Raw genomic sequence first — 22,422 nt, 5'->3', positions numbered from 1 at the left:
AAGACAATCAGGACTTCCGATCAATCGGACGGCCAACAACCCATTCTCAGCGCTGTCCGCTGAGGTGTCCGTCAGATCAAGTCTGAAGTTTTACAAATAAGGGTTCTTCAGCGCAGATCCCGCTGATAGAAAGCACCCGGAACCGGGAACCAAAACGGGATCCAATGCCATGGACTGGCCGAATGACCTTCTGCGCGACATCTTCAACGACCCGGACACCCCCAACAAGATCAGGAAACGCATCCGCCGCGAATTGAAACCCTCCGAGGTCGACTATCGCGGGTGCCGGATGCGCATTCATCCCGCCGACAACAACACGGAATTTCAGATATGGCGCATGGGGCGCACCCAGGAAGAACGTGCTTTGCGGCATATTCTGAAAGACCTGCCCAAGGACCGCCCGATCGTTGCCTATGACGTTGGCGCCAATGCCGGGGCCCACACCCTGCGCCTGGCAGCGGTCGCGGCACCCGGATCGGTGATCCACGCATTCGAACCCAACCCTGTCATGCGGGCGCGGCTGGAAGAAAACATCCGCTTGAACGCATTTGACTGTATCCGGGTCCATGATTGCGCGATTTCGGACAAGGGCGGCGAGATGAAGCTGTTCGTGCCCGCGCAGGGAAACCTGGGGCTGGCCAGACTGGGCGAACCGATGCGCGGCGCCAACGGCATATCGGTTCAGGTGCGGACGCTGACCGAGTTTCTGCCGTCCGACCCGGATACGCCGATCGACCTGGTCAAGGTGGATGTCGAGGGCCAGGAAGACCGGGTGCTTGCCCCTTTGATCACCGAAGCCTCGGCCACCCAGAAACCCAAGGCGATCTTTTTCGAACTCCAGCACGAACGGTTCTGGTCGGTCGATATTGCGGGCATACTGGAGCAAAATGGCTATGAATTGCGCGGAAAATTCGGACGCAACGCGCTGTATCGGCTGACCTGAAAGGTCCAGGTCTCAGTCCAGCCCTTCCTCGTTCAACAGATGCCGGCCTTGCCGGTCTTCGACCTCGATCACCCAAAGATCGGGGTCAAAGCTGCGCTGGCGGGCGATTGCCTCGTCCACCTCGGCCTCGGGGCCTTTGGCCAGTTCGATCCATTTGCGCGCGCCGCTGAGCAGGTCGAAGCTGCGCTGAAAGGCGGTGGCATTGCCGTCGAGCGTGTTGAGCTTGACCAGAACAGCGCCGGCTGTGTCGTCGCCATGGGCTACGACAAAGGCGGGAATCTCGTGCAGGCGCAGCCGGGCCAGGTAGGCGTGGACCCAGAACTCGGCCGTCAGGCGGGTCATGCGTTGCCGTCTTTGAAATCCAGCCCCATTTCCGAGTAGCGCTCGGCCTCTTCCAGCCAGTTGGGCCGGACCTTCACCTGCAGGAACAGGTGGATCTTGCGGTCGAGAAATTCCTCCAACTCGGCCCGGGCCGACTGGCTGATGGCCTTGATGGTCTCGCCACGCTTGCCCAGCACGATGCCCTTGTGGCCGTCGCGCATGACATAGATCACCTGATCGATCCTGGCCGAACCATCCTTGCGTTCCTCCCAGTTCTCGGTCTCGACCGTCAGCTGATAGGGCAGTTCCTGATGCAGGCGCAGGGTCAGCTTCTCGCGGGTGATCTCGGCCGCGATCATGCGCAGCGGCAGATCGGCGATCTGGTCCTCGGGGTAGAGCCAGGGGCCTTCGGGCAATTGCTGCGCCAGCCATTTGCGCAGATCCTCGACGCCGTGGCCTTTCTCGGCCGAGATCATGAAGGTTTCGGCAAAGGGGAAGCGGTCATTCAGGTCGCGGGTCAGAGACAGCAGCGCGGGGGCTTCGACCCGGTCGATCTTGTTGATCGCCAGCGCCACCTTGCGGCCCTGCGCGATCTCGGACAGGCCGTCCAGGATGCGCTCGACGCCTTCGGTGATGCCGCGATGCGCCTCGACCATCAGCACGATGATGTCGGCATCGGCCGCCCCGCCCCAGGCCGCCGCGACCATCGCACGGTCAAGCCGGCGGCGAGGTTTGAACAGACCCGGCGTGTCGACGAAGACCAGTTGCGCATCCCCCTCCATGGCGACGCCGCGGATGCGGGCGCGCGTGGTCTGCACCTTGTGCGTTACGATCGAGACCTTTGCCCCGACCATGCGGTTCAGAAGGGTGGATTTGCCCGCGTTGGGCTCTCCGATCAGGGCGATGAATCCGGCGCGTGTGGTCATGGTGATGTTGGTCCTGGTTGCAAGTCCGTTTCCCTAGCGCAGAACGGCGTCGGGGGCCAGCCCCGGACTGCGTCGAAAGCCGGGGGGCCAGCCCCCCGGACCCCCCGGGATATTTTCGGCCAGATGAAGAGTGGTCGACTATTTGGGGAGACTGTCCAGCAAGGCCCGCGCGGCGGCCTGTTCGGCCTGGCGCTTGGACGGCGCGGTGGCCCGCGCCTCGGGGCCGGTTTCCAGCCGGGCGGCGATGGTGAAGACCGGGGCGTGGTCGGGACCTGTGCGCGACAGTTCGACATAGCTGGGCGGTTTCTGACCGCGGGCCTGGGCCCATTCCTGAAGCGCGGTTTTGGCGTCGCGGGCATCGGCTTTGACCGTGTGGATCCGATCTCCCCAGAGTTTGAGGATCACGTCGCGCGCGGTCTCGAACCCGGCATCGCGGTAGACGGCGGCGATCACCGCCTCCATCGCGTCGCCCAGCAACGCCTGTTTGCGACGGCCGCCCGACATCATCTCGGACCGGCCCAGCTTCAGCACCGCGCCCAGGTCGATCTGTCGGGCCACGTCGGCGCAGGTTTCCTTGCGCACCAGCGCGTTGAATCGCGGCGCCAACTGGCCTTCGGTGGCGGTCTTGTCGGCCTCGAGCAGGGCGCTGGCCATCACCAGGCCCAGCACCCGGTCGCCGAGGAATTCGAGCCGCTGGTTGTCAGGCCGCGTGGCCGACGAGACCGACCCGTGCGTCAGCGCCCGCACCAGAAGTTCGGGATTGGCGAACTGGTGCCCTAGGCGTTTCTGGAACGCCTTCATGTCGGCGGACAGCTTCAATGGACCGCCTTGAAGAACCTGTCGCCCCGCCAGGTCCAGAAGAACAGCATCGACCGGCCCGCGGACGAGAACATGATGCGGTCGGCGCGACCGATCAGGTTTTCATAGGGCACGTAGCCCACCCCGCCGGCCGATTGCGGCAGGCGCGAGTCGGCGGAATTGTCGCGGTTGTCGCCCATGAAGAAATAGTGGCCTTCGGGAACGAGGTAGATACCGGTGTTGTCCGATCCCTGGTTGCTGATGTTCAGGATTTCGTGCTGAACGCCGTTGGGCAGGGTTTCGATGAATCGTGACTTCTCGCAGGTGCCACCGATACCGACAGGGCCGTTTTCACAGCGCGGGCGCAGACGCTGCGGGCCTTGCGGCTCGGCGATCTCGGAGAAGGTGCCGTCGGGGGTCTGTTTGGCCTCGACCCCGTTGATGAAGACCACCCCACCGCGCACCTGGATGCGGTCGCCCGGCAGGCCGATCAGCCGCTTGATGTAATCGCGGCCGGTGACCGGGTGGCGGAACACGATCACGTCGCCGCGTTCGGGCTCGCCGCCCAGCAGACGGGTGTTGTCTCCGCCCATCCAGCCGCAGATGTCCTCGGCGTCGATGTTGAGTCCGACGCTGGGGATGATCAGGCTGGGACACGAGGCGTAGGAATAGCCATAGGCCATCTTGTTGACGAACAGGAAATCGCCGATCAGCAGCGTGGGCTTCATCGACCCCGACGGGATCCAGAAGGGCTGGAAGAACAGGGTTCGGAAAACGCCCGCGATCAGCATCGCATAGACGATGGTCTTGATCGTCTCCCAGATGGCGTTTCCGGATTTGGCTTGCTCGGCCATACTGCTCTCCAGTCCTTGCGTCGTTGGGGGCTACATGCGGGGCGTGCGGGGCCAAGTCAAGGCCGCGTCCGGATCGACCACCGGGCGGGCCTCGATCACAACGAAGGCCTGCGCCCAGGGGTGGTCGTCGGTCAGGGTGACGTGGATGATCGCCTCATGCCCCTCGGGCGTCATTTCGCGCAGCCGCTCGGCGGCCCAGCCGGTAACGTGCATCACGGGTTGGCCGGTGTGCAGATTGGTCACCGCCATGTCCTTCCAGGCGATGCCCATGCGCAGGCCGGTGCCCAGCGCCTTGGAGCACGCCTCTTTCGCGGCCCAGCGCTTGGCATAGGTGCCGGCGGTGTCGGCGCGCCGCTCGGCCTTGCGCCGTTCGGTCTCGGTGAAGACACGGTTGCGGAACCGGTCGCCGAACCGGTCGAGCGTGCTTTGGATGCGCTCGATATTCGCAAGATCCGTACCGATGCCGAGGATCATGAGTGCGTCTCTTTCTTTGCCCTTTCAAGAGCCTTAAACGCAGACCGGGCGCCCACCCACAGGAATAGCCGCGAAATGAGAAACGCCACGACAAAGGTGATCGTGAAACCGATCACCAAAAAGTTCACCGGGATACCGGCCAATCCCTCGGACATGCCTGGAACGACAAGAAAGAACAGCCCAGCCATGACAAGGTTGGCCAACATGCCGACGATGCCCATCCATAGTGCGGCGCTCCACATGTCGCCGCTGCCCGGCATGGTCTGGTGCGTCTGAACCTGTCGATGTCCTTCGAAAGTCGCGGCGGCCAAAAAGGGGATGAACGGCAGGAAACTGCTGGACAAGTCAATTCCGAACACCGCCGAAACGCCGAATAAAATAGCCGGGACCGCGATCGAGGTGATCACGAAGACGACAAGAAACCTGGGTATGTTCAAGCGCATCGGGAGATCCAGAAGAAGGAGGCTTCAAGGCAGCGGGTCATCGGCGCGCCTCGTCCATCAGGCGGCGCATTTCATGGATCGCCGGACCCAGACCGCGGAAGATGGCCTCGCCGATCAGGAAATGGCCGATGTTGAGCTCGCGCAGTTCGGGGAAGGCCGCCACGGGCTGCACCGTGTCATAGGTCAGGCCGTGGCCGGCATGCACCTCGAGGCCCAGCGAATGCGCAAAGGCCGACATCTCGCGCAGCGCCTCCAGTTCACGTTGCGCGTCATCCATCCGGCCCTCGGCATGGGCGTCGCAATAGGCGCCGGTGTGCAGTTCGATCACCTGCGCGCCGATGCGGTGGGCGGCCTCGATCTGCTTGCGGTCGGCGGCGATGAAGATCGACACGCGGCAGCCCGCGTCACGCAGCGGCGCGATGAAATGGGCCAGGCGGTTTTCCTCGCGCGCGACTTCCAGCCCGCCCTCGGTGGTGCGTTCCTCGCGCTTTTCGGGAACGATGCAGACCGCGTGCGGCTTGTGGCGCAGGGCGATCGCCTGCATCTCGGGGGTGGCGGCCATTTCAAAATTCAGCGGCACAGACAGAACCTGCATCAAGCCTTCGATGTCGCCGTCGGAAATGTGGCGGCGGTCTTCGCGCAGATGCGCGGTGATGCCGTCAGCGCCGGCCTCTTCGGCCAGCTTGGCCGCGCGCAGCGGGTCGGGATAGGCCCCGCCGCGTGCGTTGCGTACGGTGGCCACGTGGTCGATATTCACGCCCAGACGCAGGTGAGTGTCAGACATCTTTCGAATCCTTTCCGGTCGCCCGCGCCGAGCCTAGAGGGTTTGTTTGCGAAACGGCAGGGGTTGCTTCCGCGCGGCGTTTGATTTCCTCGAACTTGGCTTTGATCCTGGCCCGGCGGCGCTGTTGATAGGTGCGGATCAGGGGCAGGCTGAGATAGCCGCAGATCACCCCGGCCACGATGCCCGGGATGATGCCGCCGATCATGTAAGGGTAGAACACATCGTCATAGAACTGCGCCAGACCGTGCCAGTCGGCAACGCGGTCGGTGAAGAGGGCAAGGAAGTTGTCCTTGAGATCGCGCAGCGCGTCGGCGAATTTGCCCATCAGCCCCTGGGTGTCGCCCTCATCATATTTCGTGCCCAGCAGGAAATGCCCGGTCTGCAGGCAGATCACCCCGATCGGCACATAGGTCAGCGGATTGCCGAAGAACGTACCGCTGAGCGCCGCCAGGATGTTGCCGTTGATCAGGCGGGCCAGCACCGCTGCCACGACGAAATGCAACCCGTAGAACGGCGTAAACGAGGCGAAGACGCCCGCGCCGATGCCGCGTGCGATACGCTCGGGCGTGTCGGGCAGACGCCGGACGCGGTGTTTGACATAGTGAAAGGCCCGGGTCCAACCGCCGCGCGGATACACGAACTCCGAGGCGGCCTGAAGAGCTGAGCGGCGATCACGGCGCTTGAAAACCACTCCTGCTCGTCCCCTCTCAGCTGGCTGCGACCGCAGCGTCCCGCGTGTTTCGATACCGTTCGACCGCCGCGACATCGCTTTCGGCCTCGAGCATCAGCATCAGCGAATGCAGCTGTTGCAGGTCGCGCACCTCGACGCTGAGCAGAAGGCGGTAAAAATCCGGTTTGCGGTCCACGAATTCCAGGTTCGAGATATTGGCCTTTTTCTCGCCGATCAATGTGCAAATACGCCCCAGCACCCCGGCATCGTTGCCGATGGTCAGGTCCAGCGTGGCGCCATAGGCCGCCGGGTGCGTTCCCGAATGCCAGTGCAGATCGACCCAGCGCTGCGGCTGGTCTTCGAATTCGGTCAGGCGGTCGCAGTCGATGGCATGGACAACCACGCCCTTCCCCCGCGAGGTGATACCCACGATCCGTTCCCCCGGAAGCGGCTGACAACAGGGCGCGCGTTCGAATTTCTGGCCCGGTTCCAGGCCGATCACCGCGCGGCGCAGCGGAATCGCCTCACCCTCATCCTTGGTCAGGTCGGGATAGACCACGGCGACCACGTCATGGGCCGTGAGTTCGGCGCTGCCGACCCGGGCCAGCAGCTCGTCGCTGTCCTTGATCCGCAGCTGCTTGGCAGCGGTCTCCAGCGCCTTGTCGGTGGCTTTGCGGCCCACATGCTCGAACCCCGCGCGCACCAATTCGCGGCCCAGTTTGATGAACCGCTCACGATCAACCTCGCGCAGGGCGCGGCGGATGGCGGTGCGGGCCTTGCCGGTCACTGCAATCTCAAGCCAGGTCACCTGCGGGGTCTGGCCGTCGGCGGTGATGATGTCGACCGATTGCCCGTTCTTGAGCCGGGTCCACAACGGCACCCGGATGCCGTCGACCTTGGCCCCTACGCAGGCATGGCCGATGCGGGTGTGGATCGCATAGGCGAAATCGATCGGCGTCGCCCCGCGCGGCAGCTTGACCACGTCGCCCTTGGGCGTGAAGCAGAACACCTGGTCGGAATACATTTCGAGCTTGACCGCCTCGAGGAAGTCTTCGTGATCTTCCTCGGAATTGAACTGCTCGGTCAGGCTGGCGATCCATTTGGCCGGGTCCACGGCAAAGGGGTTTTCGGTCCGCACCCCGTCCCGGTAGGACCAGTGCGCCGCCACGCCGGATTCGGCAACATCGTGCATCTGCCGGGTTCGGATCTGCACCTCGACCCGCTTGCCGTCACGCCCGGATACGGTCGTGTGGATCGAGCGATAGCCGTTCGATTTGGGCTGACTGATGTAATCCTTGAACCGCCCCGGCACCGCGCGCCAGCGTTGATGTATCGCGCCCAGCGCGCGATAGCAGTCTTCCTCGGTCCGGGTGATGATGCGGAAACCGTAGATGTCGGACAGGCGCGAAAAGCCCTGATCCTTTTCTTGCATCTTGCGCCAGATCGAATAGGGCTTCTTGGCGCGGCCGAACACCTCGGCCTCGATCCCCGCTTTCTCCAGCTCGTGCCGCATGTCTCCGGTGATGCGGTGGATCACGTCGCCCGTTTCGCGCTGCAGCGTGATGAAACGACGGATGATCGACTGGCGCCCTTCAGGGTTGAGGACACGGAAGGCCAGGTCCTCAAGCTCCTCGCGCATCCATTGCATGCCCATCCGACCGGCCAGGGGCGCGAAGATGTCCATCGTCTCGCGCGCTTTCTGCACCTGCTTTTCCGGGCGCATCGCCTTGATCGTGCGCATGTTGTGCAAGCGGTCGGCCAGCTTGACCAGAATAACCCGCAGGTCTTTGGACATGGCCATGAACAGCTTGCGGAAATTCTCGGCCTGCTTTGTTTCGCGGCTGGAAAGCTGAAGATTGGTCAGCTTGGTGACGCCGTCGACCAGCATCGCCACCTCGTCACCGAACAGCTCGGCGATCTTGGAATAGCTGGCCTTGGTGTCCTCGATCGTGTCGTGCAGCAGCGCGGTGATGATCGTGGCATCGTCCAGACGCTGTTCGGTCAGAATGGCGGCAACCGCGACGGGATGCGAAAAATAGGGCTCGCCCGAGTGCCGGAACTGCCCTTCATGCATCTGCTTGCCGAACTCGTAGGCCCGGATGATGCGATCGGCATTTGTCTTGGGGTTGTAGTTGCGGACCAGCGCAACCAGGTCTTCAGCAGAAATCATCCGGTCCGCACCTTCATGTTCAGGGCTTACCCCTGGCCCTGAGCCTCCATCAGGGCGCGCAGGAGTTTTTCTTCCGACATGTCGTCATCTGCGGGCTTGTCCGATTCGGCCCCCATCAGCAGAGCCATCTGATCTTCTTCGGGCTCGTCGACCTCGATCTGGGTCTGGTTGGCCTCGATCAGACGCTCGCGCAGTTCATCCGCGGTCTGGGTTTCTTCGGCGATCTCGCGCAGGGCCACGACCGGGTTCTTGTCGTTGTCGCGGTCGATCGTGATCGGCGCGCCGGCGGAAATCTCGCGCGCACGGTGGGCGGCGAGCATCACCAGTTCGAACCGGTTCGGAACCTTGTCTACGCAATCTTCGACCGTCACGCGGGCCATGAGGCGCTCTCCACTAATGAAACCATGTCAGGAAGACGCTTATCTAAGCGCGAATCCCCGCCTTGACAAGCGGGAAATGCCCTTTTTCACCCAGCACCCAGCGGCGTGACCGCGGCGATATCGTCCGGCGGCAGGCGTTCGATCATCTCGGCAACCGTCAGGCCCAGCACCGGGTGCCGCCAGCCCGGCGCCACGTCCACCATCGGAACCAGCACGAAGGCGCGGTCCTGCAGGCGCGGATGCGGCAGGATCAACTGCTCGGGAGCTGCCTCTCGCTGCCGGTCGGGCGGCAGGTTCAGCCAATGGTCGAACCCGGCCGCATCGGGCAGAACGCGATCGCCCCAGCAGACAATATCCAGATCAAGCGTGCGCATCCCCCAGCGTTGCTGGCGAGCGCGACCGAAATCGGCCTCGATCCGGTGCAGAAGGGCCAGAATTTCCTGCGGGGCCGCCTCGGTTTCGACCAGCGCGGCGGCATTGACATAGTCCGGCCCGGCACCCGCCGGAAAACACGGGGTCGAAAAGAACCGGCTGACGGAACGAATCACCAACCCCGCGTCGGCCATCGCATCGAGAGCCCTGCGAAGTGTCACCTTGGGCTCATCTGTTCTCAGTTTGAGATTCGCCCCCAGCGCGATGACCGCTTTTGACCTGGAATTGACCATAAATAACCCTATGTTCAGACCTGAGCGCTCTTGCGATACATACGGAATCTCCTATTTTGAAGACACCGGCGCGTGATTTCTCATCACTCACTTACGCCACCGCGCGCTGAGCAATACCGGAAGGACCATTTTATGTTTTACAAGGACGAACGGCTGGCGCTGTTCATCGACGGCTCGAATCTGTACGCCGCCGCGAAAGCCCTGGGATTTGATATAGACTACAAATTGCTGCGTCAGGAATTCATGCGTCGCGGCAAGCTTCTGAGGGCCTTTTACTACACCGCGCTGCTGGAAAACGACGAATACTCGCCGATCCGCCCCTTGGTCGACTGGCTGAACTACAACGGGTTCACCATGGTGACCAAACCGGCCAAGGAATACACCGACAGCATGGGGCGCCGGAAGGTCAAGGGGAACATGGATATCGAACTGACCGTCGATGCCATGGAACTGGCGCCGCGCGTGGATCACATCGTGCTGTTCTCGGGCGATGGGGATTTCCGCCCGCTGATCGCCAGCCTGCAACGGCAGGGGGTGCGCGTATCGGTGGTGTCGACCATCCGCAGCCAGCCGCCGATGATCTCGGACGAACTGCGGCGCCAGGCCGACAACTTCATCGAACTGGATGACCTGCGCGACGTGATCGGCCGGCCGCCCCGCGAACCCGCCGAGACACCGCGCAACGTTGCCGTGGCCGGCAAGTAACTCCATCCACCACTCACACCGATGGATCAATGGCGCGGCCGGGACGGAAAACCCCGGCCGCGCGTCTTCAACGAAGAACCTGTGCTCAAACACCGTCAGCCTGGCAGGTGTTTGTGTCAGTGAAATGACATCGGTCCTGACTGGACCAACCGGCGGAAAAGCCTTACCTGTCCCTGTCAAGGAGACAGACGCATGACCAAGCCCCCCCTGACCCTGTATCTGGCCGCCCCGCGCGGGTTCTGCGCCGGCGTGGACCGCGCGATAAAGATCGTGGAGATGGCCCTGCAGAAATGGGGCGCCCCGGTCTATGTCCGGCACGAGATCGTGCACAACAAGTTCGTCGTGGACGGGCTGCGCGCCAAGGGTGCCGTCTTTGTCGAAGAGCTGGACGAATGCCCCGATGACCGGCCGGTGATCTTTTCCGCCCACGGCGTGCCCAAATCGGTGCCGGCCGCCGCAGCCGCGCGCGAGATGATCTATGTCGACGCCACCTGTCCGCTGGTGTCCAAGGTCCATATCGAGGCCCAGCGCCACGCCGAGGCCGGGTTGCAGATGATCATGATCGGCCACAAGGGCCACCCCGAAACCGTCGGCACCATGGGTCAGCTGCCCGAGGGCGAGGTTCTGCTGGTGGAAACGGTCGAGGACGTGGCCAAGGTGCAGGTCCGCGACCCCGAAAAGCTGGCCTTCGTGACCCAGACCACCCTGTCGGTGGACGACACGCGCGACATCGTGGCCGCGCTGCAGGACCGTTTCCCGGCCATCGTCGGCCCGCACAAGGAAGACATCTGCTATGCCACCACCAACCGGCAGGAGGCGGTGAAGACCGTCGCACCCAGGTCGGATGCGCTGCTGGTGGTGGGGGCGCCCAACTCCTCGAATTCGCGCCGCCTGGTCGAGGTGGCGTCCAAGGCGGGCTGCACCTATGCCCAGCTGGTTCAACGGGCCAGCGACATCGACTGGCGCGCGCTTGAAGGGATTTCCAGCATCGCCATCACCGCCGGTGCCTCGGCGCCCGAAGTTCTGGTGAACGAGGTGATCGACGCCTTCCGCGACCGCTATGACGTGACCGTCGAAACGGTCGAAACCGCCACCGAGAATGTCGAATTCAAGGTGCCCCGCATTCTGCGCGTGCCCGCGTGATCGATCGTACTGATGACCCGAGGCCTCACGTGACCGACCCACGCACGATCGCCGTCTATGACGCGCAGGCGGATCGGTATGCCGACCTGACCGATGCGGACAACACCGGCGATCCGCAATTGGCCCGGTTCATCGCGGCCGTGGGCCGCGGCGGACGGGTGCTGGACCTGGGCTGTGGCCCGGGGGCATCGGCCGTGGTGATGGCGCAGGCAGGGCTGCGGGTCGAGGCTCTGGATGCCTCGGCCGAGATGGTGACGCTTGCGGGCCGGCATCCCGGTGTTACCGCGCGGCAGGCCGGATTTGCCGATCTGGATGCGGTTGCGACCTATGACGGTGTCTGGGCCAATTTCAGCCTTCTGCATGCCCCCCGGCACGATTTTCCGGCGCATCTGGCCGCCGTGCATCGCGCCCTGCGCCCCGGCGGAGTGTTCTTCATCGCCATGAAACTGGGCCAGGGCGAAGGCCCCGACCGGCTGGGCCGATTCTACAGCTATTACAGCGAGGATGAATTGAAAGACTTTCTGCACGCGGCCGGATTCACCGTGACCGACCGGCGACTGGGCAGCGGCACGGGGCTGGACGGGTCGGTCTCGGACTGGATCGGACTGGCGACCCATGCCTGATCTGTTTGCCTATACCGATGGTGCCTGCTCGGGCAATCCCGGCCCGGGGGGCTGGGGCGTGCTGCTGCGGGCCATGGATGGCGAAACCGTCCTGAAAGAGCGCGAGTTGAACGGCGGCGAGGCCGAGACCACCAACAACAGGATGGAGCTTCTGGCTGCAATCAGCGCGCTTGAGGCGTTGGAGCGGCCCTCGAAGATCACCATCGTAACCGACAGCGCCTATGTGAAAAACGGGGTGACGGGCTGGATCCACGGGTGGAAGCGCAACGGCTGGAAGACCGCCAGCAAGAAGCCCGTCAAGAACGTGGACCTGTGGCAGCGGCTGGACGAAGCCCAACAGCGCCATGACGTGACCTGGGAATGGGTCAAGGGCCATGCCGGCCACCCGGAAAACGAACGGGCCGACGAACTGGCACGCGCGGGCATGGCCCCGTTCAAGCCGAAAAAGGCCCGCACATGAGCGGTCTGGCCCTGCTGGACTATGCCTCGGTTCTGGTCTTTGCGCTGACCGGGGCGCTGGTGGCCAGCCGGGCGCAGCTGGATCTAGTGGGGTTCGCCTTCATCGCCTGCCTGACAGCGGTGGGCGGCGGCACGGTGCGTGATCTGCTGCTGGACCGGCACCCGGTCTTCTGGGTCGGCCAGCCCGGCTATGTCCTGATCGCGGTGGCGGCGGCGGTGGTCGTGTTCTTCACCGCGCATCTGGTCGAAAGCCGCTACAGCTGGTTGGTCTGGCTGGACAGTTTCGCGCTGTCGATCGCCGTGGCCGCGGGAACGGGCGTGGCGCTGGCGCTGGAGCAGCCGGGCGTGATCGTGGTGTTGATGGGCGTGACCACCGGTTGCCTGGGCGGGCTGATGCGCGACGTGGTCTGCAACGAGGTGCCGCTGGTGCTCAAACAGGGCGAGCTCTATGTCTCGTGCGCCTTCACCGGCGCGCTGGTGGCCGTGGTGGCCACCCGTCTGGGCCTGGAGACGCTGCCGGCGCTGGGCCTGTGCGCGCTGTCCTGCTGGGCGCTGCGGGCCGGATCGCTGCTGTTCGGCTGGCAGTTGCCGGTCTACAAGGCACGCCCGCCGCGGCAATGATCGCCCGCCCGATGAGGTCAATAGGCACAATGACAAATCCGATGACACGGTTGCTGATCTGCCTGCCCCTGCTGGCCGGATGCGCCGAGGACTACACCCCGCTGAGTTTCGTGGCGCGCGAAAACAAGATCATTGTGACGGGAACCATCGACCACACCTCGCTGAGCGCCTTCGAGGAGGTCATCGCCCAAAACCCGGGGGCGCGAACGCTGGTTTTGCAGAACATCGAAGGGTCGGTCGATGACGACGCCAACGTGATCTTCGGCCGCGTCGTACGGGCCGAAGGGTTCGACACCGTCGTTCCGTCCAACGGCCTGGTGGCATCGGGCGGAACCGATCTGTTTCTGGCTGGCAATCGACGGACCCTGCAACCGGGCGCCTGTGTCGGGGTCCACAGCTGGGCAGGCGGTGGGTTCACAGCAGCCGAATTGCCGGAAGATCACCCCGAGCATGACAGGTATCTGGACTATTTCCGCGATATCGGCGTGGACGAGGATTTCTACTGGTTCACTCTGGATGCGGCTTCGGCCGAGGACATGCACTGGATGACCGCGGGCGAAGCGAACCGCTTCGACATGACAACCCAACCCGTTCAGCGCCTTGGATCAGCGGACATCTGTGACGCGCGCTAGGGCCTCGGGTCAGCGCCGGAAATAGGTTTTCCAGATCCAGATCAGCAGCAGCGCGCCCAGCACCGCGCCGACGAATCCGGGCATCCAGCCCATGACCGTCAGCAAGGCGCGCATGATCAGCCCGCCCACCACGGCCCCGGCGATGCCGATCAGAAGGGTGGTGGGGATGTCCGCCTCGATCCGCATCAGGCGGGTGGCCAGAAATCCGGCCGCGGCGCCGATGACGATCAGGGCAAGGACGGGCATCTCATTTCCTCCAATGCGTGGGCACGATGATCAAGGCCCCCACCGACGAGATCACCGCATCCAGCCCCGGCGGTCCAAAGCTGATGCCGAACATGATGCGGATGAAATAGAACAGGAACGCCCCGCCCACGCAGATGATGATGGATTGCAGATACCCGTTGTGGGTAAAGCCGGTCACCTCGGACAGATAGCCGACGATGCCGGCAATCACGACGGTACCCATCATCACCATGAACATCAGGACGTCTCCGAGCCGAGGCGGGTTCCGGCCGGGATCGGCCAGCCCCGCAGGAAGGTTTCCCTATCCTGCGCCGCCTTGCCCGCCCGTTGCAAGCGCAGCAGTTCGACCGCGCCGGTGCCGCAGGCCACGCGCAGCGCGTCGTCCAGCACCTCGCCCGGCACGCCCTGCCCGTCCGACAGGCGCGAGGCGAGGAGCTTGACGCGCTCGCCCTCAATCTGAGTCCAGGCGCCGGGAAAGGGCGACAGGCCACGGATCTGGCGATCGACCTCTACGGCGGGGCGCGACCAGTCTACGCGGGCCTCGGCCTTGTCGATCTTGGCGGCATAGGTCACGCCGACCTCGGGCTGCGGTTCGGGGGTCAGCTCGGGCAGGCGGTCCAGTGCCTGCACGATCAGATCGGCGCCCATCACCGACAGGCGGTCATGCAGCTGGGCGGTGGTTTCCTCGGCTCCGATCGGGGTGGCCTGACGCAGCAGGACGGGGCCGGTGTCCAGACCGGCCTCCATCTGCATGATGCAGATGCCGGTCTCGGCATCGCCCGCCATGATCGCCCGGTGGATCGGCGCGGCCCCGCGCCAGCGCGGCAGCAGGCTGGCGTGGATGTTCAGGCAGCCATGCCGGGGCGCGTCCAGAATCGGCTGCGGCAGGATCAGCCCATAGGCCACGACCACCGCCACATCGGCCTTCAGCGCGGCAAAGGCAGCCTGTTCCGCGGGCGATTTCAGCGAGGTGGGATGGCGCACCGGCAGGCCCAGCGCCTCGGCGCGGGCATGCACCGGCGTGGGCCGGTCCTTCTTGCCGCGACCGGCCGGGCGCGGGGGCTGGCAATAGACGGCGGCGATCTCGTGCCCGGCCTGCACCAGCGCGTCCAGCACCGGCACCGAAAACTCGGGCGTTCCCATGAAGATGACGCGCATGCCGCCCTACCCCGCCTTTTTCGCCTTGCGCAGCAGCATGTCGCGTTTGACCTTGCTGAGACGGTCGAAATACATCTGGCCGTTCAGATGGTCGATCTGGTGCTGAACGCTGGTGGCTTCGATGCCGACGAAATCGCGCTGGTCGATCTCGCCTTTTTCATTGAGGAATCTGACCGTCACCGCACGCGGACGTTTGATCTTGGCCGACACGCCCGGCAGGTTCGGGCTGGCCTCGTCATGCTCGCGCAGCTCGATCGAACTGTGCAGGATTTCGGGGTTGGCCAGGCGCACCGCGCGGCCACGCTCGGCCGAGCCGTCCACAACCGCCAGCCGCAGCATCACGCCGATCTGCGGCGCCGCCAGGCCGACGCCGGGCATCGCCTCCATCGTGTCGATCATGTCGTCCCAGATGGCGCGGATCTCGTCGGTGATCTCGGTCACCGGCTCGGCCTTGGTGCGCAGGCGCTTGTCGGGCCACGGCAGACAGGGACGGACGGTCATGCGCGGGCCAGCTCGCGCTTGAGCTTGACCATCTTGCGCGTGATCATCTGCCGTTTCAGCGGCTTGAGATAGTCGATGAACAGCTTGCCGTTCAGGTGGTCGATCTCGTGCTGCACGCAGGTGGCCCAGAGCCCGTCGAAGGTTTCGCGCTGCGCCTTGCCGTTCTGGTCCATCCAGGCGACCTCGACCTCGGCCGGGCGGGTGACCTCGGCGAACTGATCGGGGATCGACAGGCAGCCTTCCTCGTAGACGCTGGTTTCGTCCGAGGCCGAGATGATCTCGGGGTTGAACATCACCAGCGGGCGCGGGGTGGCGCCTTCCTCTTTGACGCAATCCAGCACGATCAGCCGTTCCAGCACGCCGATCTGGGGCGCGGCCAGCCCGATGCCCGGCGCGTCATACATGGTTTCAAGCATGTCGTCGGCCAGCGCGCGCAGCTCGTCCGACAGGTCGTCCACGGGAGCACAGACCTTTTTCAGGCGGGGATCGGGATGGATCAGGATGTTGCGTTTCATGGGGCTGATTTAGGTCATCGCGCGCGTGGCCGCAACGCCCCCCTTGCACCGGGCGAATTTCCCGATAGCTTTCGGGTCAATGAATGGAGCAGACATGACTTTCAACGACCTGATCGACCGCCGGGGCACCTTCAGCTCGAAATGGGACAAGATGGAGCAGCTGTTCGGCGTCTCGCCCGAGGACGGGCTGGCCATGTGGACCGCCGATTCCGACTATGCCACCGCGCCCTGCGTGATCGAGGCGGTGCGCCGCGCGGCGGATCACGGTGTGTTCGGCTATTCCTGGCAGCATCCGGCCTATTTGCAGGCGGTGCAATGGTGGATGCAGAACCGCCACGACTGGGCGATCGACACCGATTGGGTTCTGACCACGCAAGGTCTGGGCAACGCCATCGCGCTGAGCCTCGATGTCTGGACCGAGCCGGGGGACGGGGTGGTGATCTTCACGCCGGTCTACCACGAGTTTGCACACAAGGTGAACAAGACCGGCCGCCGGGTGGTGGAATGCCCGCTGGTGCGGGCCGGCGACACCTATGAGATCGACCTGGACGACGCGCAATCGCGGCTGGACGGGTCCGAACGGATGTTGATCTGGTGTTCGCCGCAGAACCCCTCGGGGCGGGTCTGGACAGTCGACGAGCTGCGTGCGGTGGCGGCCTTTGCCGAACGCAACGGGCTGATCCTGATATCGGACGAGATCCATCACGATCTGGTCTATCCCGGGCACAAATTCGTGCCGATGGACGTGGCCGCGCCGGATGCGCGGCCCTGGACGGTGACGCTGACCGCGGCGTCCAAGACCTTCAACATCGCAGGTCAGCGCACCGGCAACATGATCATTCCCGACGAAACGCTGCGGGCGCAGATGCGTCACCGGCTGAACACGTTGGATTATGACCCCAGCGCACTTGGCGTGGCGATGATCACCGCGGCCTACACGCCCGAAGGCGCCGAATGGGTGGATGCCCAGATCGACCACCTGAACGGCAACCGTGCGCTGTTCGATGCGACGATTTCCGAAATCCCCGGCCTGTGGTCGATGCCCCTGCAGGCGACCTACCTGGCCTGGGTGGATTTCTCGGGCACCGGGATGGACCACGCCGAATTCGTTCGCCGTCTGCGGCAGGACGCGCAGATCGCTACATCACCCGGACCGGGTTTTGGCACCGGGGGCGAGACCTTCGAACGCTTCAACCTGGCCACGCAGCGCACGCGGGTCGAAGAGGCCTGCGCACGGTTGAAGGCGGCTTTCAGCGATTTGCAGTAGGTTTGGCAGGCCTACTCCGCCGGCCCGAGCAAGGCAATCGGGGCATCGGGGTCACGGGCATAGTCCAGCGGCGCGGTGTCGGCATGCGCCGTGCTGCGTTTGAATTCATACCGCATTTCCGGGCCTTCGGCATCTGCCGCAATGATCAGGCATTGATACAGGTGCCGCGCCCCGTCGTAGATGTCGACCAACCCGCGCAGACGCGGGGTGGACTCAGTTTCGACCGTGAACCCGTCCTTCCACAATCTGAGGACTTTGTAGGTTTTGTCGCCCATTTGCACCCGCAAACGGCTGGCCTTCTTCAGGGTGGCGATTCGGGCGGCGTCCAATTCCGCGCTGATTTCCTTGGAAACATAGGTACTCATGAAAAACTCCCCCGGTTGCCTTGTTCATTCTGACCTCATTTTCGTAAAAATCCAGTGAACTTGGTCACATGACCGTGGACGGCGTTGTGCATCCGCGCAGGGACAATGCGCGCTGAACCTTGTAGGAACGGAAGGCCACGCCGCCTATCCTTGAGACCAGACGCAAAGCGGAGGAGCCGGGATGGGCCTGTTGATCGACGGCGTGTGGCACGACAAATGGTATGACACCAAATCCACCGGTGGGGCCTTCAAACGCTCGTCGGCCCAGTTCCGCAACTGGATCACGGCCGACGGCCGCCCCGGCCCGTCGGGCAAGGGCGGGTTCAAAGCCGAAGCCGGCCGGTATCACCTGTATGTCAGCCTGGCCTGCCCCTGGGCGCACCGCACGCTGATCTTTCGGCAACTCAAGGGGCTGCAGGACCTGATCACCGTGTCGGTCGTTCATCCCGACATGCTGGAACACGGCTGGACCTTCCAGACCGACGAGCACGGCGCCACCGGGGATACGCTCTATGGGCTGGACTATGCCCATCAAATATATACCCGCGCCGATCCGCAGTATTCGGGCCGGGTGACGGTGCCCATCCTTTGGGACAAGGCGCAACAGACCATCGTGTCGAACGAAAGCTCGGAAATCATCCGCATGTTCAATTCGGCCTTCGACGGGATCACCGGCAACACCGACGACTACTGGCCGGCCGAGATGCGCGACGCGATCGAAGAGGTCAATGCGCGGGTCTATTCAGACGTGAACAACGGCGTCTACAAATCCGGCTTTGCCACCACGCAGGAGGCCTATGACGCGGCGGTGCACCCCCTGTTCGACACGCTGGACTGGCTGGAAGACCGGCTGTCCACCAACCGTTACCTGATGGGGGATCGCCTGACCGAGGCCGACTGGCGCCTGTTCACGACCCTGATCCGGTTCGACCCGGTCTATCACCTGCATTTCAAGTGCAACCGCAGGCGGCTGATCGACTACCCCAATCTGTGGGCCTACACGCGCGAGCTGTATCAGTCGCCGGGGGTGGCAGGCACGGTGAACCTGCACCACATCGTGCGGCACTATCACTTCAGCCACGACAGCATCAATCCGCACCGGATCATCCCGATCAACCCGGTGCTGGACTATTGGCAGCCGCACGGACGCGATCACCGCCCTGCGGCGTAGTGCTCGACCATGGCGGCAAGATCCTCGGGCGGCGTGTTGCTCTGGACATAGGCGCAGGCGTTCGAGCTGTGCGCAAAAATCGACCCGTCCGAGAAGAAGGTGGTATTGGTGACAAAGATCACCCGCGCGTCCGGCCGGCGGTAGTTGGCAAAGTCCGCCACCGCCAGCGCGCTGCCGGACTCCAGCACCAGATCCAGAATGATGACTTCGAACGGCGTCCCGTACAGCGCCAGGATCGCGGCCTCCTGGCTGTCAACCAGCGTTACCTCGGCGCCCTGGCGCTCCAGGTGCCTCTGCCAAACCCGACCGAGGTCAGGGTTACTCTCAACAATCAAAACTTTCATTTGCAACAACCTTGGCACTTGATACAGTCCGAAGTGCCATCCCCTGCGCCCCTGATCCCGTGATTTCGTTAACAAAGTGTTAACGGGCATTTCCACATGGCCGAAATGGGTGGAATGGCTTGTAACTTGGGCGTGAATCCGCTTGAACCACGACGAAATCGGCGAAATGGACGAAAATCGAACATGACGGACAGGATCGACGACCTGAACCCGCGCCGCCGCCGCGACCATGGCGGAGGACTGGACCAGGCCATCGCCAGCCACGGCGGCGCGCGGACGGATTGGATCGACCTGTCGACCGGGATCAACCCGCAACCCTACCCTGTCGAGGGGCTTTCGTCTGACGACTGGACTGCCCTGCCCGATCACGGGGCTTTCGCCCGGCTCAGCAATGCGGCCCGTCGCTTCTGGGGCGTGCCGGAGGGCGCGGCAATCCTGCCCGCACCGGGGGCCTCGGCCCTGATCGCGCGGATCCCGGCGCTGGCGCCAGTTGGCGCCGTCCAGATCACCATGCCTACTTACAACGAACACGCGGCTGCCTTTGCCGCGCAGGGCTGGACGGTGCAGCCCGGCGGCCCGGCGCAGGCGCGGGTGATCGTGCACCCCAACAATCCCGACGGCCGGATCTGGCAGGCTCAGGACGCTGACGTGCCGCTGACCGTGATCGACGAGAGCTTTTGCGACGTGATGCCCCAGGCATCCTTGATCCGCCTGTCCGAACGCCCCGGCGTGATCGTCCTGAAAAGCTTTGGCAAGTTCTGGGGCCTTGCGGGCCTGCGGCTGGGCTTTGCCATCGGGCATCCCGACCTGATCGCGCGACTGAATGATCTGACCGGCCCCTGGGCGGTGTCCGGCCCGGCCCTGCGCATCGGCGCGCAGGCCTTGAATGACACGGTCTGGGCCGAGGCCACACGCGCGCGGTTGGCCCGTGATGCGGAACGGCTGGATACGCTGATGACCGGCAAGGGCGCGAATTTGGTCGGCGGCACCACCCTGTTCCGCCTGTATGACGTGGACGATGCCGCCGCCTGGCAGGACCGGCTGGCACGGGCCCATATCTGGAGCCGCATCTTCCCCTATTCTGACCGGTTCCTGCGGCTGGGCCTGCCGCCCGCGCATGGCTGGTCGCGGCTCGAGGCGGCGCTGTGAGCACCGCCCTGACGCTGGCCCTGGCGATGCTGCTGGACGCCGGATTGGGCGAGCCCGTTTGGCTGTGGTCGCGTCTGCGGCACCCGGCGGTGCTGATGGGCAACGCCATCGGCTGGCTGGACCGCCGCTTGAATCACGGCACGCATCGACGCGCCAAGGGCGTGTTCGTCGCCCTTCTGCTGGTTTTGGGCGGCTGGGTGGTCGGTACGGCGCTGGCGTCGCTTGGCTGGGCGGTCGAGGTCGTGGTGTGCGCGATCCTGCTGGCACAGAACTCTCTGGTGGCGCATGTCCGCGCCGTGGGCGTCGCGCTGCGGCGGTCCCTGCCCGAGGGACGCGCGGCGGTGGCGATGATCGTGTCACGCGACACCTCGCAGATGACCGAGGCACAGGTGGCGCGCTCGGCCATCGAGAGCGCCGCCGAGAACCTCAGCGACGGGGTGATCGCCCCGGCTTTCTGGTTCCTGCTGGGCGGCTTGCCGGGGCTGCTGGTCTACAAGGCGGTGAACACCGCCGACAGCATGATCGGATACCGCAACGACACTTACCGAGACTTCGGCTGGGCCGCTGCCCGGCTGGACGACCTGCTGAACCTGATCCCGGCGCGGCTGACTTGCCTGATGATCGTGGCCCTGTCGGGGCAGTGGCGCCAATGGCGGGCCATCGTCGCGGACGCGCAGCGCCACATCTCGCCCAATGCCGGCTGGCCCGAGGCCGCAATGGCCCGCGCACTGGACGTGGCACTGGCCGGGCCGCGCAGCTACGACGGGCAGATGCGCGATCTGGCCTGGGTCAACGGCGCAGCCCGGCGCACGATCGGCGCAACGGAGGTTTTCCGCGCATGCGGGATCCTTTGGCAGGTTTGGGGGCTTGCGTTGGCGGGGCTGACGGTGTGGGTTGTTCTGAACACGGTTTTCTGAGGATGGTTTTCGTCATGCGCTTTGTCTTGGGCCTTGCGGCCGCTTGCCTTTTCGCCGCCCCGGCCCTGGCCCAATGCGGCGGCGACTTCAACGCCTTCGTTCGCGGACTGAAGGCCGAAGCGGCACAGCAGGGGTTCGACACGGCCACGTTCGATGCGTTCTTCAACGGTGTGCAGCAGGACCCCAAGGTGCTGAAGGCCGACCGCGCGCAGGGCGTATTCCAGAAACCGTTCGTCGAATTCTCGCGCCGTCTGATCTCGCAGGACCGGATCCGGCGCGGCCAGGCGATGGCACAGAAATACGATGCCGTGTTCGACCGGATCGAGGCCGAATACGGCGTGTCGCGTGGTGTCCTGCTGGCCTTCTGGGCGTTCGAGACGGATTACGGCGCCTTTCAGGGCGATTTCAACACCCGCAATGCGCTGGTGACGCTGGCCCATGATTGCCGCCGCCCCGAACTGTTCCGGCCGCAGATCTTCGCCGCGATCGAGCTGTTCCAGAACGGCGATTTCGACCCGAACCGCACCACCGGCGCCTGGGCGGGCGAGATCGGCATGGTGCAGATGCTGCCCCGTGACATTCTGGAAAACGGCGTGGACGGTGATGGCGACGGGCATGTTCGGTTGAAAACGTCGGCCCCCGACGCGCTGATGTCTGGGGGCAAGATGCTGTCGCATCTGGGCTGGCAGCCGGGTCAGCCCTGGCTGCAGGAGGTAACCGTGCCCGCACAGATGGACTGGTCGCTGAGCGGGCCGGGCAAACCGCGCCCGGTGTCAGACTGGCAGGCGATGGGCGTGCAGGCGCGCGGCGGGTCATTGGCCAACCTGCCGGCCTCGCTGATCCTGCCGCAGGGGCGCAAGGGGCCGGCCTTTCTGGCCTATCCGAATTTCGATGTCTATTTCGAGTGGAACCAAAGCTTTGTCTATGTCCTGACCGCGGCCTATTTCGGAACGCGCCTCGAGGGCGCACAAGTCTATGCCGCAGGCAACCCCGATCCGGGCCTGACCGGCGCCCAGATGAAACAACTGCAGAAGAAACTGCAGGCGCGCGGCCACGACGTGGGCAAGATCGACGGCATCTTGGGGGCCGGAACGCGCGCTGCAGTACAGGCCGAGCAAGCCCGGCTGGGCCTGCCTGCGGACGCATGGCCGACGGTTGACTTGCTGAACCGGCTCTAG

30 protein-coding genes are annotated in these 22,422 nt (G+C 64.4%); 12 read left to right on the top strand and 18 right to left on the bottom strand.

The features are described 5' to 3' along the window. The first annotated feature begins 169 nt into the window (after positions 1 to 169). A complete protein-coding gene (locus F3H26_RS12580; RefSeq protein WP_149776391.1) occupies positions 170 to 943 on the top strand; it encodes an FkbM family methyltransferase in 774 nt (257 codons plus the stop codon). A gap of 12 nt (positions 944 to 955) precedes the next feature. Here the strand turns inward: F3H26_RS12580 and F3H26_RS12575 are convergent, their stop codons facing one another. The 11 genes from F3H26_RS12575 to folK form a co-directional block, all read right to left on the bottom strand. Continuing rightward, entirely contained in the window at positions 956 to 1,285 is a 330-nt protein-coding gene (locus F3H26_RS12575; RefSeq protein WP_149776390.1) for a DUF1491 family protein, read from the bottom strand. Continuing rightward, positions 1,282 to 2,190, bottom strand: coding sequence for a GTPase Era (gene era, locus F3H26_RS12570; RefSeq protein ID WP_149776389.1), 909 nt, complete (start codon positions 2,188 to 2,190; stop codon positions 1,282 to 1,284). The genes F3H26_RS12575 and era overlap by 4 nt, the downstream gene beginning before the upstream one ends. Before the next feature lie 138 nt (positions 2,191 to 2,328). Continuing rightward, entirely contained in the window at positions 2,329 to 3,009 is a 681-nt protein-coding gene (gene rnc / locus F3H26_RS12565; protein ID WP_149776388.1) for a ribonuclease III, read from the bottom strand. Next, on the bottom strand, positions 3,006 to 3,842 hold the full coding sequence (lepB, locus tag F3H26_RS12560) for a signal peptidase I (protein ID WP_149776387.1): 837 nt from the start codon (positions 3,840 to 3,842) through the stop codon (positions 3,006 to 3,008). The genes rnc and lepB overlap by 4 nt, the downstream gene beginning before the upstream one ends. A gap of 30 nt (positions 3,843 to 3,872) precedes the next feature. Then, on the bottom strand, positions 3,873 to 4,316 hold the full coding sequence (gene acpS / locus F3H26_RS12555) for a holo-ACP synthase (protein WP_149776386.1): 444 nt from the start codon (positions 4,314 to 4,316) through the stop codon (positions 3,873 to 3,875). Continuing rightward, positions 4,313 to 4,759: an ABZJ_00895 family protein gene (locus F3H26_RS12550; RefSeq protein ID WP_149776385.1), complete on the bottom strand. Its 447-nt coding sequence runs from the start codon at positions 4,757 to 4,759 to the stop codon at positions 4,313 to 4,315. Before F3H26_RS12550 ends, acpS begins: the two co-directional genes overlap by 4 nt. 37 nt (positions 4,760 to 4,796) lie before the next feature. Beyond that, the gene (locus F3H26_RS12545) at positions 4,797 to 5,543 is read right to left on the bottom strand and encodes a pyridoxine 5'-phosphate synthase (protein ID WP_149776384.1); all 747 of its coding nucleotides are present in this window, start codon (positions 5,541 to 5,543) and stop codon (positions 4,797 to 4,799) included. Continuing rightward, the gene (locus tag F3H26_RS12540) at positions 5,536 to 6,234 is read right to left on the bottom strand and encodes a DUF2062 domain-containing protein (protein WP_149776383.1); all 699 of its coding nucleotides are present in this window, start codon (positions 6,232 to 6,234) and stop codon (positions 5,536 to 5,538) included. Before F3H26_RS12540 ends, F3H26_RS12545 begins: the two co-directional genes overlap by 8 nt. A 16-nt stretch (positions 6,235 to 6,250) precedes the next feature. Further along, the gene (locus tag F3H26_RS12535; RefSeq protein ID WP_149776382.1) at positions 6,251 to 8,383 is read right to left on the bottom strand and encodes a RelA/SpoT family protein; all 2,133 of its coding nucleotides are present in this window, start codon (positions 8,381 to 8,383) and stop codon (positions 6,251 to 6,253) included. Between the two features lie 26 nt (positions 8,384 to 8,409). Then, on the bottom strand, positions 8,410 to 8,763 hold the full coding sequence (rpoZ, locus tag F3H26_RS12530) for a DNA-directed RNA polymerase subunit omega (protein WP_149776381.1): 354 nt from the start codon (positions 8,761 to 8,763) through the stop codon (positions 8,410 to 8,412). Positions 8,764 to 8,849: 86 nt separating this feature from the next. Beyond that, positions 8,850 to 9,428, bottom strand: a complete 579-nt coding sequence (folK, locus tag F3H26_RS12525; RefSeq protein WP_149776380.1) for a 2-amino-4-hydroxy-6-hydroxymethyldihydropteridine diphosphokinase — start codon at positions 9,426 to 9,428, stop codon at positions 8,850 to 8,852. 132 nt (positions 9,429 to 9,560) lie between these two features. Between folK and F3H26_RS12520 the strand changes: the two genes are divergently transcribed. The 6 genes from F3H26_RS12520 to F3H26_RS12495 all read left to right on the top strand — a co-directional run bounded on the left by F3H26_RS12520 (position 9,561) and on the right by F3H26_RS12495 (position 13,611). Next, the gene (locus tag F3H26_RS12520) at positions 9,561 to 10,133 is read left to right on the top strand and encodes a LabA-like NYN domain-containing protein (protein ID WP_149776379.1); all 573 of its coding nucleotides are present in this window, start codon (positions 9,561 to 9,563) and stop codon (positions 10,131 to 10,133) included. Positions 10,134 to 10,325: 192 nt separating this feature from the next. Further along, on the top strand, positions 10,326 to 11,276 hold the full coding sequence (gene ispH, locus F3H26_RS12515) for a 4-hydroxy-3-methylbut-2-enyl diphosphate reductase (RefSeq protein ID WP_149776378.1): 951 nt from the start codon (positions 10,326 to 10,328) through the stop codon (positions 11,274 to 11,276). 29 nt (positions 11,277 to 11,305) lie between these two features. After that, positions 11,306 to 11,899: a class I SAM-dependent DNA methyltransferase gene (locus tag F3H26_RS12510; RefSeq protein WP_149776377.1), complete on the top strand. Its 594-nt coding sequence runs from the start codon at positions 11,306 to 11,308 to the stop codon at positions 11,897 to 11,899. Then, positions 11,892 to 12,359 (top strand): ribonuclease HI, encoded by a 468-nt coding sequence (gene rnhA, locus F3H26_RS12505; protein ID WP_149776376.1) that lies wholly within the window; start codon positions 11,892 to 11,894, stop codon positions 12,357 to 12,359. Before F3H26_RS12510 ends, rnhA begins: the two co-directional genes overlap by 8 nt. Further along, positions 12,356 to 12,979, top strand: a complete 624-nt coding sequence (locus F3H26_RS12500; protein WP_149776375.1) for a trimeric intracellular cation channel family protein — start codon at positions 12,356 to 12,358, stop codon at positions 12,977 to 12,979. Before rnhA ends, F3H26_RS12500 begins: the two co-directional genes overlap by 4 nt. Positions 12,980 to 13,020: 41 nt before the next feature. Next, complete coding sequence (locus F3H26_RS12495; protein ID WP_149776374.1) at positions 13,021 to 13,611, top strand: COG3904 family protein; 591 nt, start codon at positions 13,021 to 13,023, stop codon at positions 13,609 to 13,611. A gap of 9 nt (positions 13,612 to 13,620) precedes the next feature. Here the strand turns inward: F3H26_RS12495 and F3H26_RS12490 are convergent, their stop codons facing one another. Genes F3H26_RS12490 through def (F3H26_RS12470) form a run of 5 tightly spaced genes read right to left on the bottom strand, consistent with a single transcriptional unit; the run spans position 13,621 to position 16,031 of the window. Then, positions 13,621 to 13,857: a GlsB/YeaQ/YmgE family stress response membrane protein gene (locus F3H26_RS12490; protein WP_149776373.1), complete on the bottom strand. Its 237-nt coding sequence runs from the start codon at positions 13,855 to 13,857 to the stop codon at positions 13,621 to 13,623. Between the two features lies 1 nt (position 13,858). Next, positions 13,859 to 14,095: a hypothetical protein gene (locus tag F3H26_RS12485; protein ID WP_005981317.1), complete on the bottom strand. Its 237-nt coding sequence runs from the start codon at positions 14,093 to 14,095 to the stop codon at positions 13,859 to 13,861. Then, positions 14,095 to 15,015, bottom strand: a complete 921-nt coding sequence (gene fmt, locus F3H26_RS12480) for a methionyl-tRNA formyltransferase (RefSeq protein ID WP_149776372.1) — start codon at positions 15,013 to 15,015, stop codon at positions 14,095 to 14,097. Before fmt ends, F3H26_RS12485 begins: the two co-directional genes overlap by 1 nt. Before the next feature lie 6 nt (positions 15,016 to 15,021). Continuing rightward, the gene (gene def, locus F3H26_RS12475; RefSeq protein ID WP_149776371.1) at positions 15,022 to 15,516 is read right to left on the bottom strand and encodes a peptide deformylase; all 495 of its coding nucleotides are present in this window, start codon (positions 15,514 to 15,516) and stop codon (positions 15,022 to 15,024) included. Then, a complete protein-coding gene (def, locus tag F3H26_RS12470) occupies positions 15,513 to 16,031 on the bottom strand; it encodes a peptide deformylase (protein WP_005981311.1) in 519 nt (172 codons plus the stop codon). Before def (F3H26_RS12470) ends, def (F3H26_RS12475) begins: the two co-directional genes overlap by 4 nt. 94 nt (positions 16,032 to 16,125) lie before the next feature. On the opposite strand from def (F3H26_RS12470), the gene F3H26_RS12465 reads away from it, so the two are divergent. Further along, on the top strand, positions 16,126 to 17,298 hold the full coding sequence (locus tag F3H26_RS12465) for a MalY/PatB family protein (RefSeq protein WP_149776370.1): 1,173 nt from the start codon (positions 16,126 to 16,128) through the stop codon (positions 17,296 to 17,298). Positions 17,299 to 17,309: 11 nt separating this feature from the next. On the opposite strand, the gene F3H26_RS12460 is transcribed toward F3H26_RS12465, so the two are convergent. Next, positions 17,310 to 17,663 (bottom strand): hypothetical protein, encoded by a 354-nt coding sequence (locus tag F3H26_RS12460; RefSeq protein ID WP_149776369.1) that lies wholly within the window; start codon positions 17,661 to 17,663, stop codon positions 17,310 to 17,312. A gap of 181 nt (positions 17,664 to 17,844) precedes the next feature. Here F3H26_RS12460 and F3H26_RS12455 point away from each other — a divergent pair, with 181 nt between their 5' ends. Next, positions 17,845 to 18,834 carry a glutathione S-transferase family protein gene (locus F3H26_RS12455; protein WP_149776368.1) on the top strand — a complete coding sequence of 330 codons (990 nt, stop codon included), beginning with the start codon at positions 17,845 to 17,847 and terminating at the stop codon, positions 18,832 to 18,834. Here the strand turns inward: F3H26_RS12455 and F3H26_RS12450 are convergent. Continuing rightward, complete coding sequence (locus F3H26_RS12450) at positions 18,816 to 19,178, bottom strand: response regulator transcription factor (RefSeq protein WP_149776367.1); 363 nt, start codon at positions 19,176 to 19,178, stop codon at positions 18,816 to 18,818. The two genes, F3H26_RS12455 and F3H26_RS12450, sit on opposite strands and share 19 nt — an antisense overlap. A 183-nt stretch (positions 19,179 to 19,361) precedes the next feature. Here F3H26_RS12450 and cobD point away from each other — a divergent pair, with 183 nt between their 5' ends. Genes cobD through F3H26_RS12435 form a run of 3 tightly spaced genes read left to right on the top strand, consistent with a single transcriptional unit; the run spans position 19,362 to position 22,422 of the window. Beyond that, positions 19,362 to 20,327, top strand: a complete 966-nt coding sequence (gene cobD, locus F3H26_RS12445) for a threonine-phosphate decarboxylase CobD (protein WP_149776366.1) — start codon at positions 19,362 to 19,364, stop codon at positions 20,325 to 20,327. Continuing rightward, complete coding sequence (gene cbiB, locus F3H26_RS12440) at positions 20,324 to 21,244, top strand: adenosylcobinamide-phosphate synthase CbiB (RefSeq protein WP_149776365.1); 921 nt, start codon at positions 20,324 to 20,326, stop codon at positions 21,242 to 21,244. The genes cobD and cbiB overlap by 4 nt, the downstream gene beginning before the upstream one ends. Positions 21,245 to 21,258: 14 nt before the next feature. Further along, positions 21,259 to 22,422, top strand: a complete 1,164-nt coding sequence (locus F3H26_RS12435) for a lytic murein transglycosylase (protein WP_149776364.1) — start codon at positions 21,259 to 21,261, stop codon at positions 22,420 to 22,422.

Source organism: Ruegeria intermedia, from assembly GCF_900129345.1.
GTDB classification, from domain to species: domain Bacteria; phylum Pseudomonadota; class Alphaproteobacteria; order Rhodobacterales; family Rhodobacteraceae; genus Ruegeria; species Ruegeria intermedia.
The sequence above is the reverse complement of the archived record's forward strand: the minus strand, read 5'-3'. Positions and strand labels throughout refer to the sequence as shown.

What these genes read in the sequence shown, in the direction of transcription:
- F3H26_RS12580 (WP_149776391.1), top strand. Translation starts at nt 170, where the DNA reads ATGGACTGGCCGAATGACCTTCTGCGCGACATCTTCAACGACCCGGAC.
- F3H26_RS12575 (WP_149776390.1), bottom strand. Translation starts at nt 1,285, where the DNA reads ATGACCCGCCTGACGGCCGAGTTCTGGGTCCACGCCTACCTGGCCCGG.
- era (WP_149776389.1), bottom strand. Translation starts at nt 2,190, where the DNA reads ATGACCACACGCGCCGGATTCATCGCCCTGATCGGAGAGCCCAACGCG.
- lepB (WP_149776387.1), bottom strand. Translation starts at nt 3,842, where the DNA reads ATGGCCGAGCAAGCCAAATCCGGAAACGCCATCTGGGAGACGATCAAG.
- acpS (WP_149776386.1), bottom strand. Translation starts at nt 4,316, where the DNA reads ATGATCCTCGGCATCGGTACGGATCTTGCGAATATCGAGCGCATCCAA.
- F3H26_RS12550 (WP_149776385.1), bottom strand. Translation starts at nt 4,759, where the DNA reads ATGCGCTTGAACATACCCAGGTTTCTTGTCGTCTTCGTGATCACCTCG.
- F3H26_RS12545 (WP_149776384.1), bottom strand. Translation starts at nt 5,543, where the DNA reads ATGTCTGACACTCACCTGCGTCTGGGCGTGAATATCGACCACGTGGCC.
- F3H26_RS12535 (WP_149776382.1), bottom strand. Translation starts at nt 8,383, where the DNA reads ATGATTTCTGCTGAAGACCTGGTTGCGCTGGTCCGCAACTACAACCCC.
- rpoZ (WP_149776381.1), bottom strand. Translation starts at nt 8,763, where the DNA reads ATGGCCCGCGTGACGGTCGAAGATTGCGTAGACAAGGTTCCGAACCGG.
- folK (WP_149776380.1), bottom strand. Translation starts at nt 9,428, where the DNA reads ATGGTCAATTCCAGGTCAAAAGCGGTCATCGCGCTGGGGGCGAATCTC.
- F3H26_RS12520 (WP_149776379.1), top strand. Translation starts at nt 9,561, where the DNA reads ATGTTTTACAAGGACGAACGGCTGGCGCTGTTCATCGACGGCTCGAAT.
- ispH (WP_149776378.1), top strand. Translation starts at nt 10,326, where the DNA reads ATGACCAAGCCCCCCCTGACCCTGTATCTGGCCGCCCCGCGCGGGTTC.
- rnhA (WP_149776376.1), top strand. Translation starts at nt 11,892, where the DNA reads ATGCCTGATCTGTTTGCCTATACCGATGGTGCCTGCTCGGGCAATCCC.
- F3H26_RS12500 (WP_149776375.1), top strand. Translation starts at nt 12,356, where the DNA reads ATGAGCGGTCTGGCCCTGCTGGACTATGCCTCGGTTCTGGTCTTTGCG.
- F3H26_RS12495 (WP_149776374.1), top strand. Translation starts at nt 13,021, where the DNA reads ATGACACGGTTGCTGATCTGCCTGCCCCTGCTGGCCGGATGCGCCGAG.
- F3H26_RS12490 (WP_149776373.1), bottom strand. Translation starts at nt 13,857, where the DNA reads ATGCCCGTCCTTGCCCTGATCGTCATCGGCGCCGCGGCCGGATTTCTG.
- F3H26_RS12485 (WP_005981317.1), bottom strand. Translation starts at nt 14,095, where the DNA reads ATGTTCATGGTGATGATGGGTACCGTCGTGATTGCCGGCATCGTCGGC.
- fmt (WP_149776372.1), bottom strand. Translation starts at nt 15,015, where the DNA reads ATGCGCGTCATCTTCATGGGAACGCCCGAGTTTTCGGTGCCGGTGCTG.
- def (WP_149776371.1), bottom strand. Translation starts at nt 15,516, where the DNA reads ATGACCGTCCGTCCCTGTCTGCCGTGGCCCGACAAGCGCCTGCGCACC.
- def (WP_005981311.1), bottom strand. Translation starts at nt 16,031, where the DNA reads ATGAAACGCAACATCCTGATCCATCCCGATCCCCGCCTGAAAAAGGTC.
- F3H26_RS12465 (WP_149776370.1), top strand. Translation starts at nt 16,126, where the DNA reads ATGACTTTCAACGACCTGATCGACCGCCGGGGCACCTTCAGCTCGAAA.
- F3H26_RS12460 (WP_149776369.1), bottom strand. Translation starts at nt 17,663, where the DNA reads ATGAGTACCTATGTTTCCAAGGAAATCAGCGCGGAATTGGACGCCGCC.
- F3H26_RS12455 (WP_149776368.1), top strand. Translation starts at nt 17,845, where the DNA reads ATGGGCCTGTTGATCGACGGCGTGTGGCACGACAAATGGTATGACACC.
- F3H26_RS12450 (WP_149776367.1), bottom strand. Translation starts at nt 19,178, where the DNA reads ATGAAAGTTTTGATTGTTGAGAGTAACCCTGACCTCGGTCGGGTTTGG.
- cobD (WP_149776366.1), top strand. Translation starts at nt 19,362, where the DNA reads ATGACGGACAGGATCGACGACCTGAACCCGCGCCGCCGCCGCGACCAT.
- F3H26_RS12435 (WP_149776364.1), top strand. Translation starts at nt 21,259, where the DNA reads ATGCGCTTTGTCTTGGGCCTTGCGGCCGCTTGCCTTTTCGCCGCCCCG.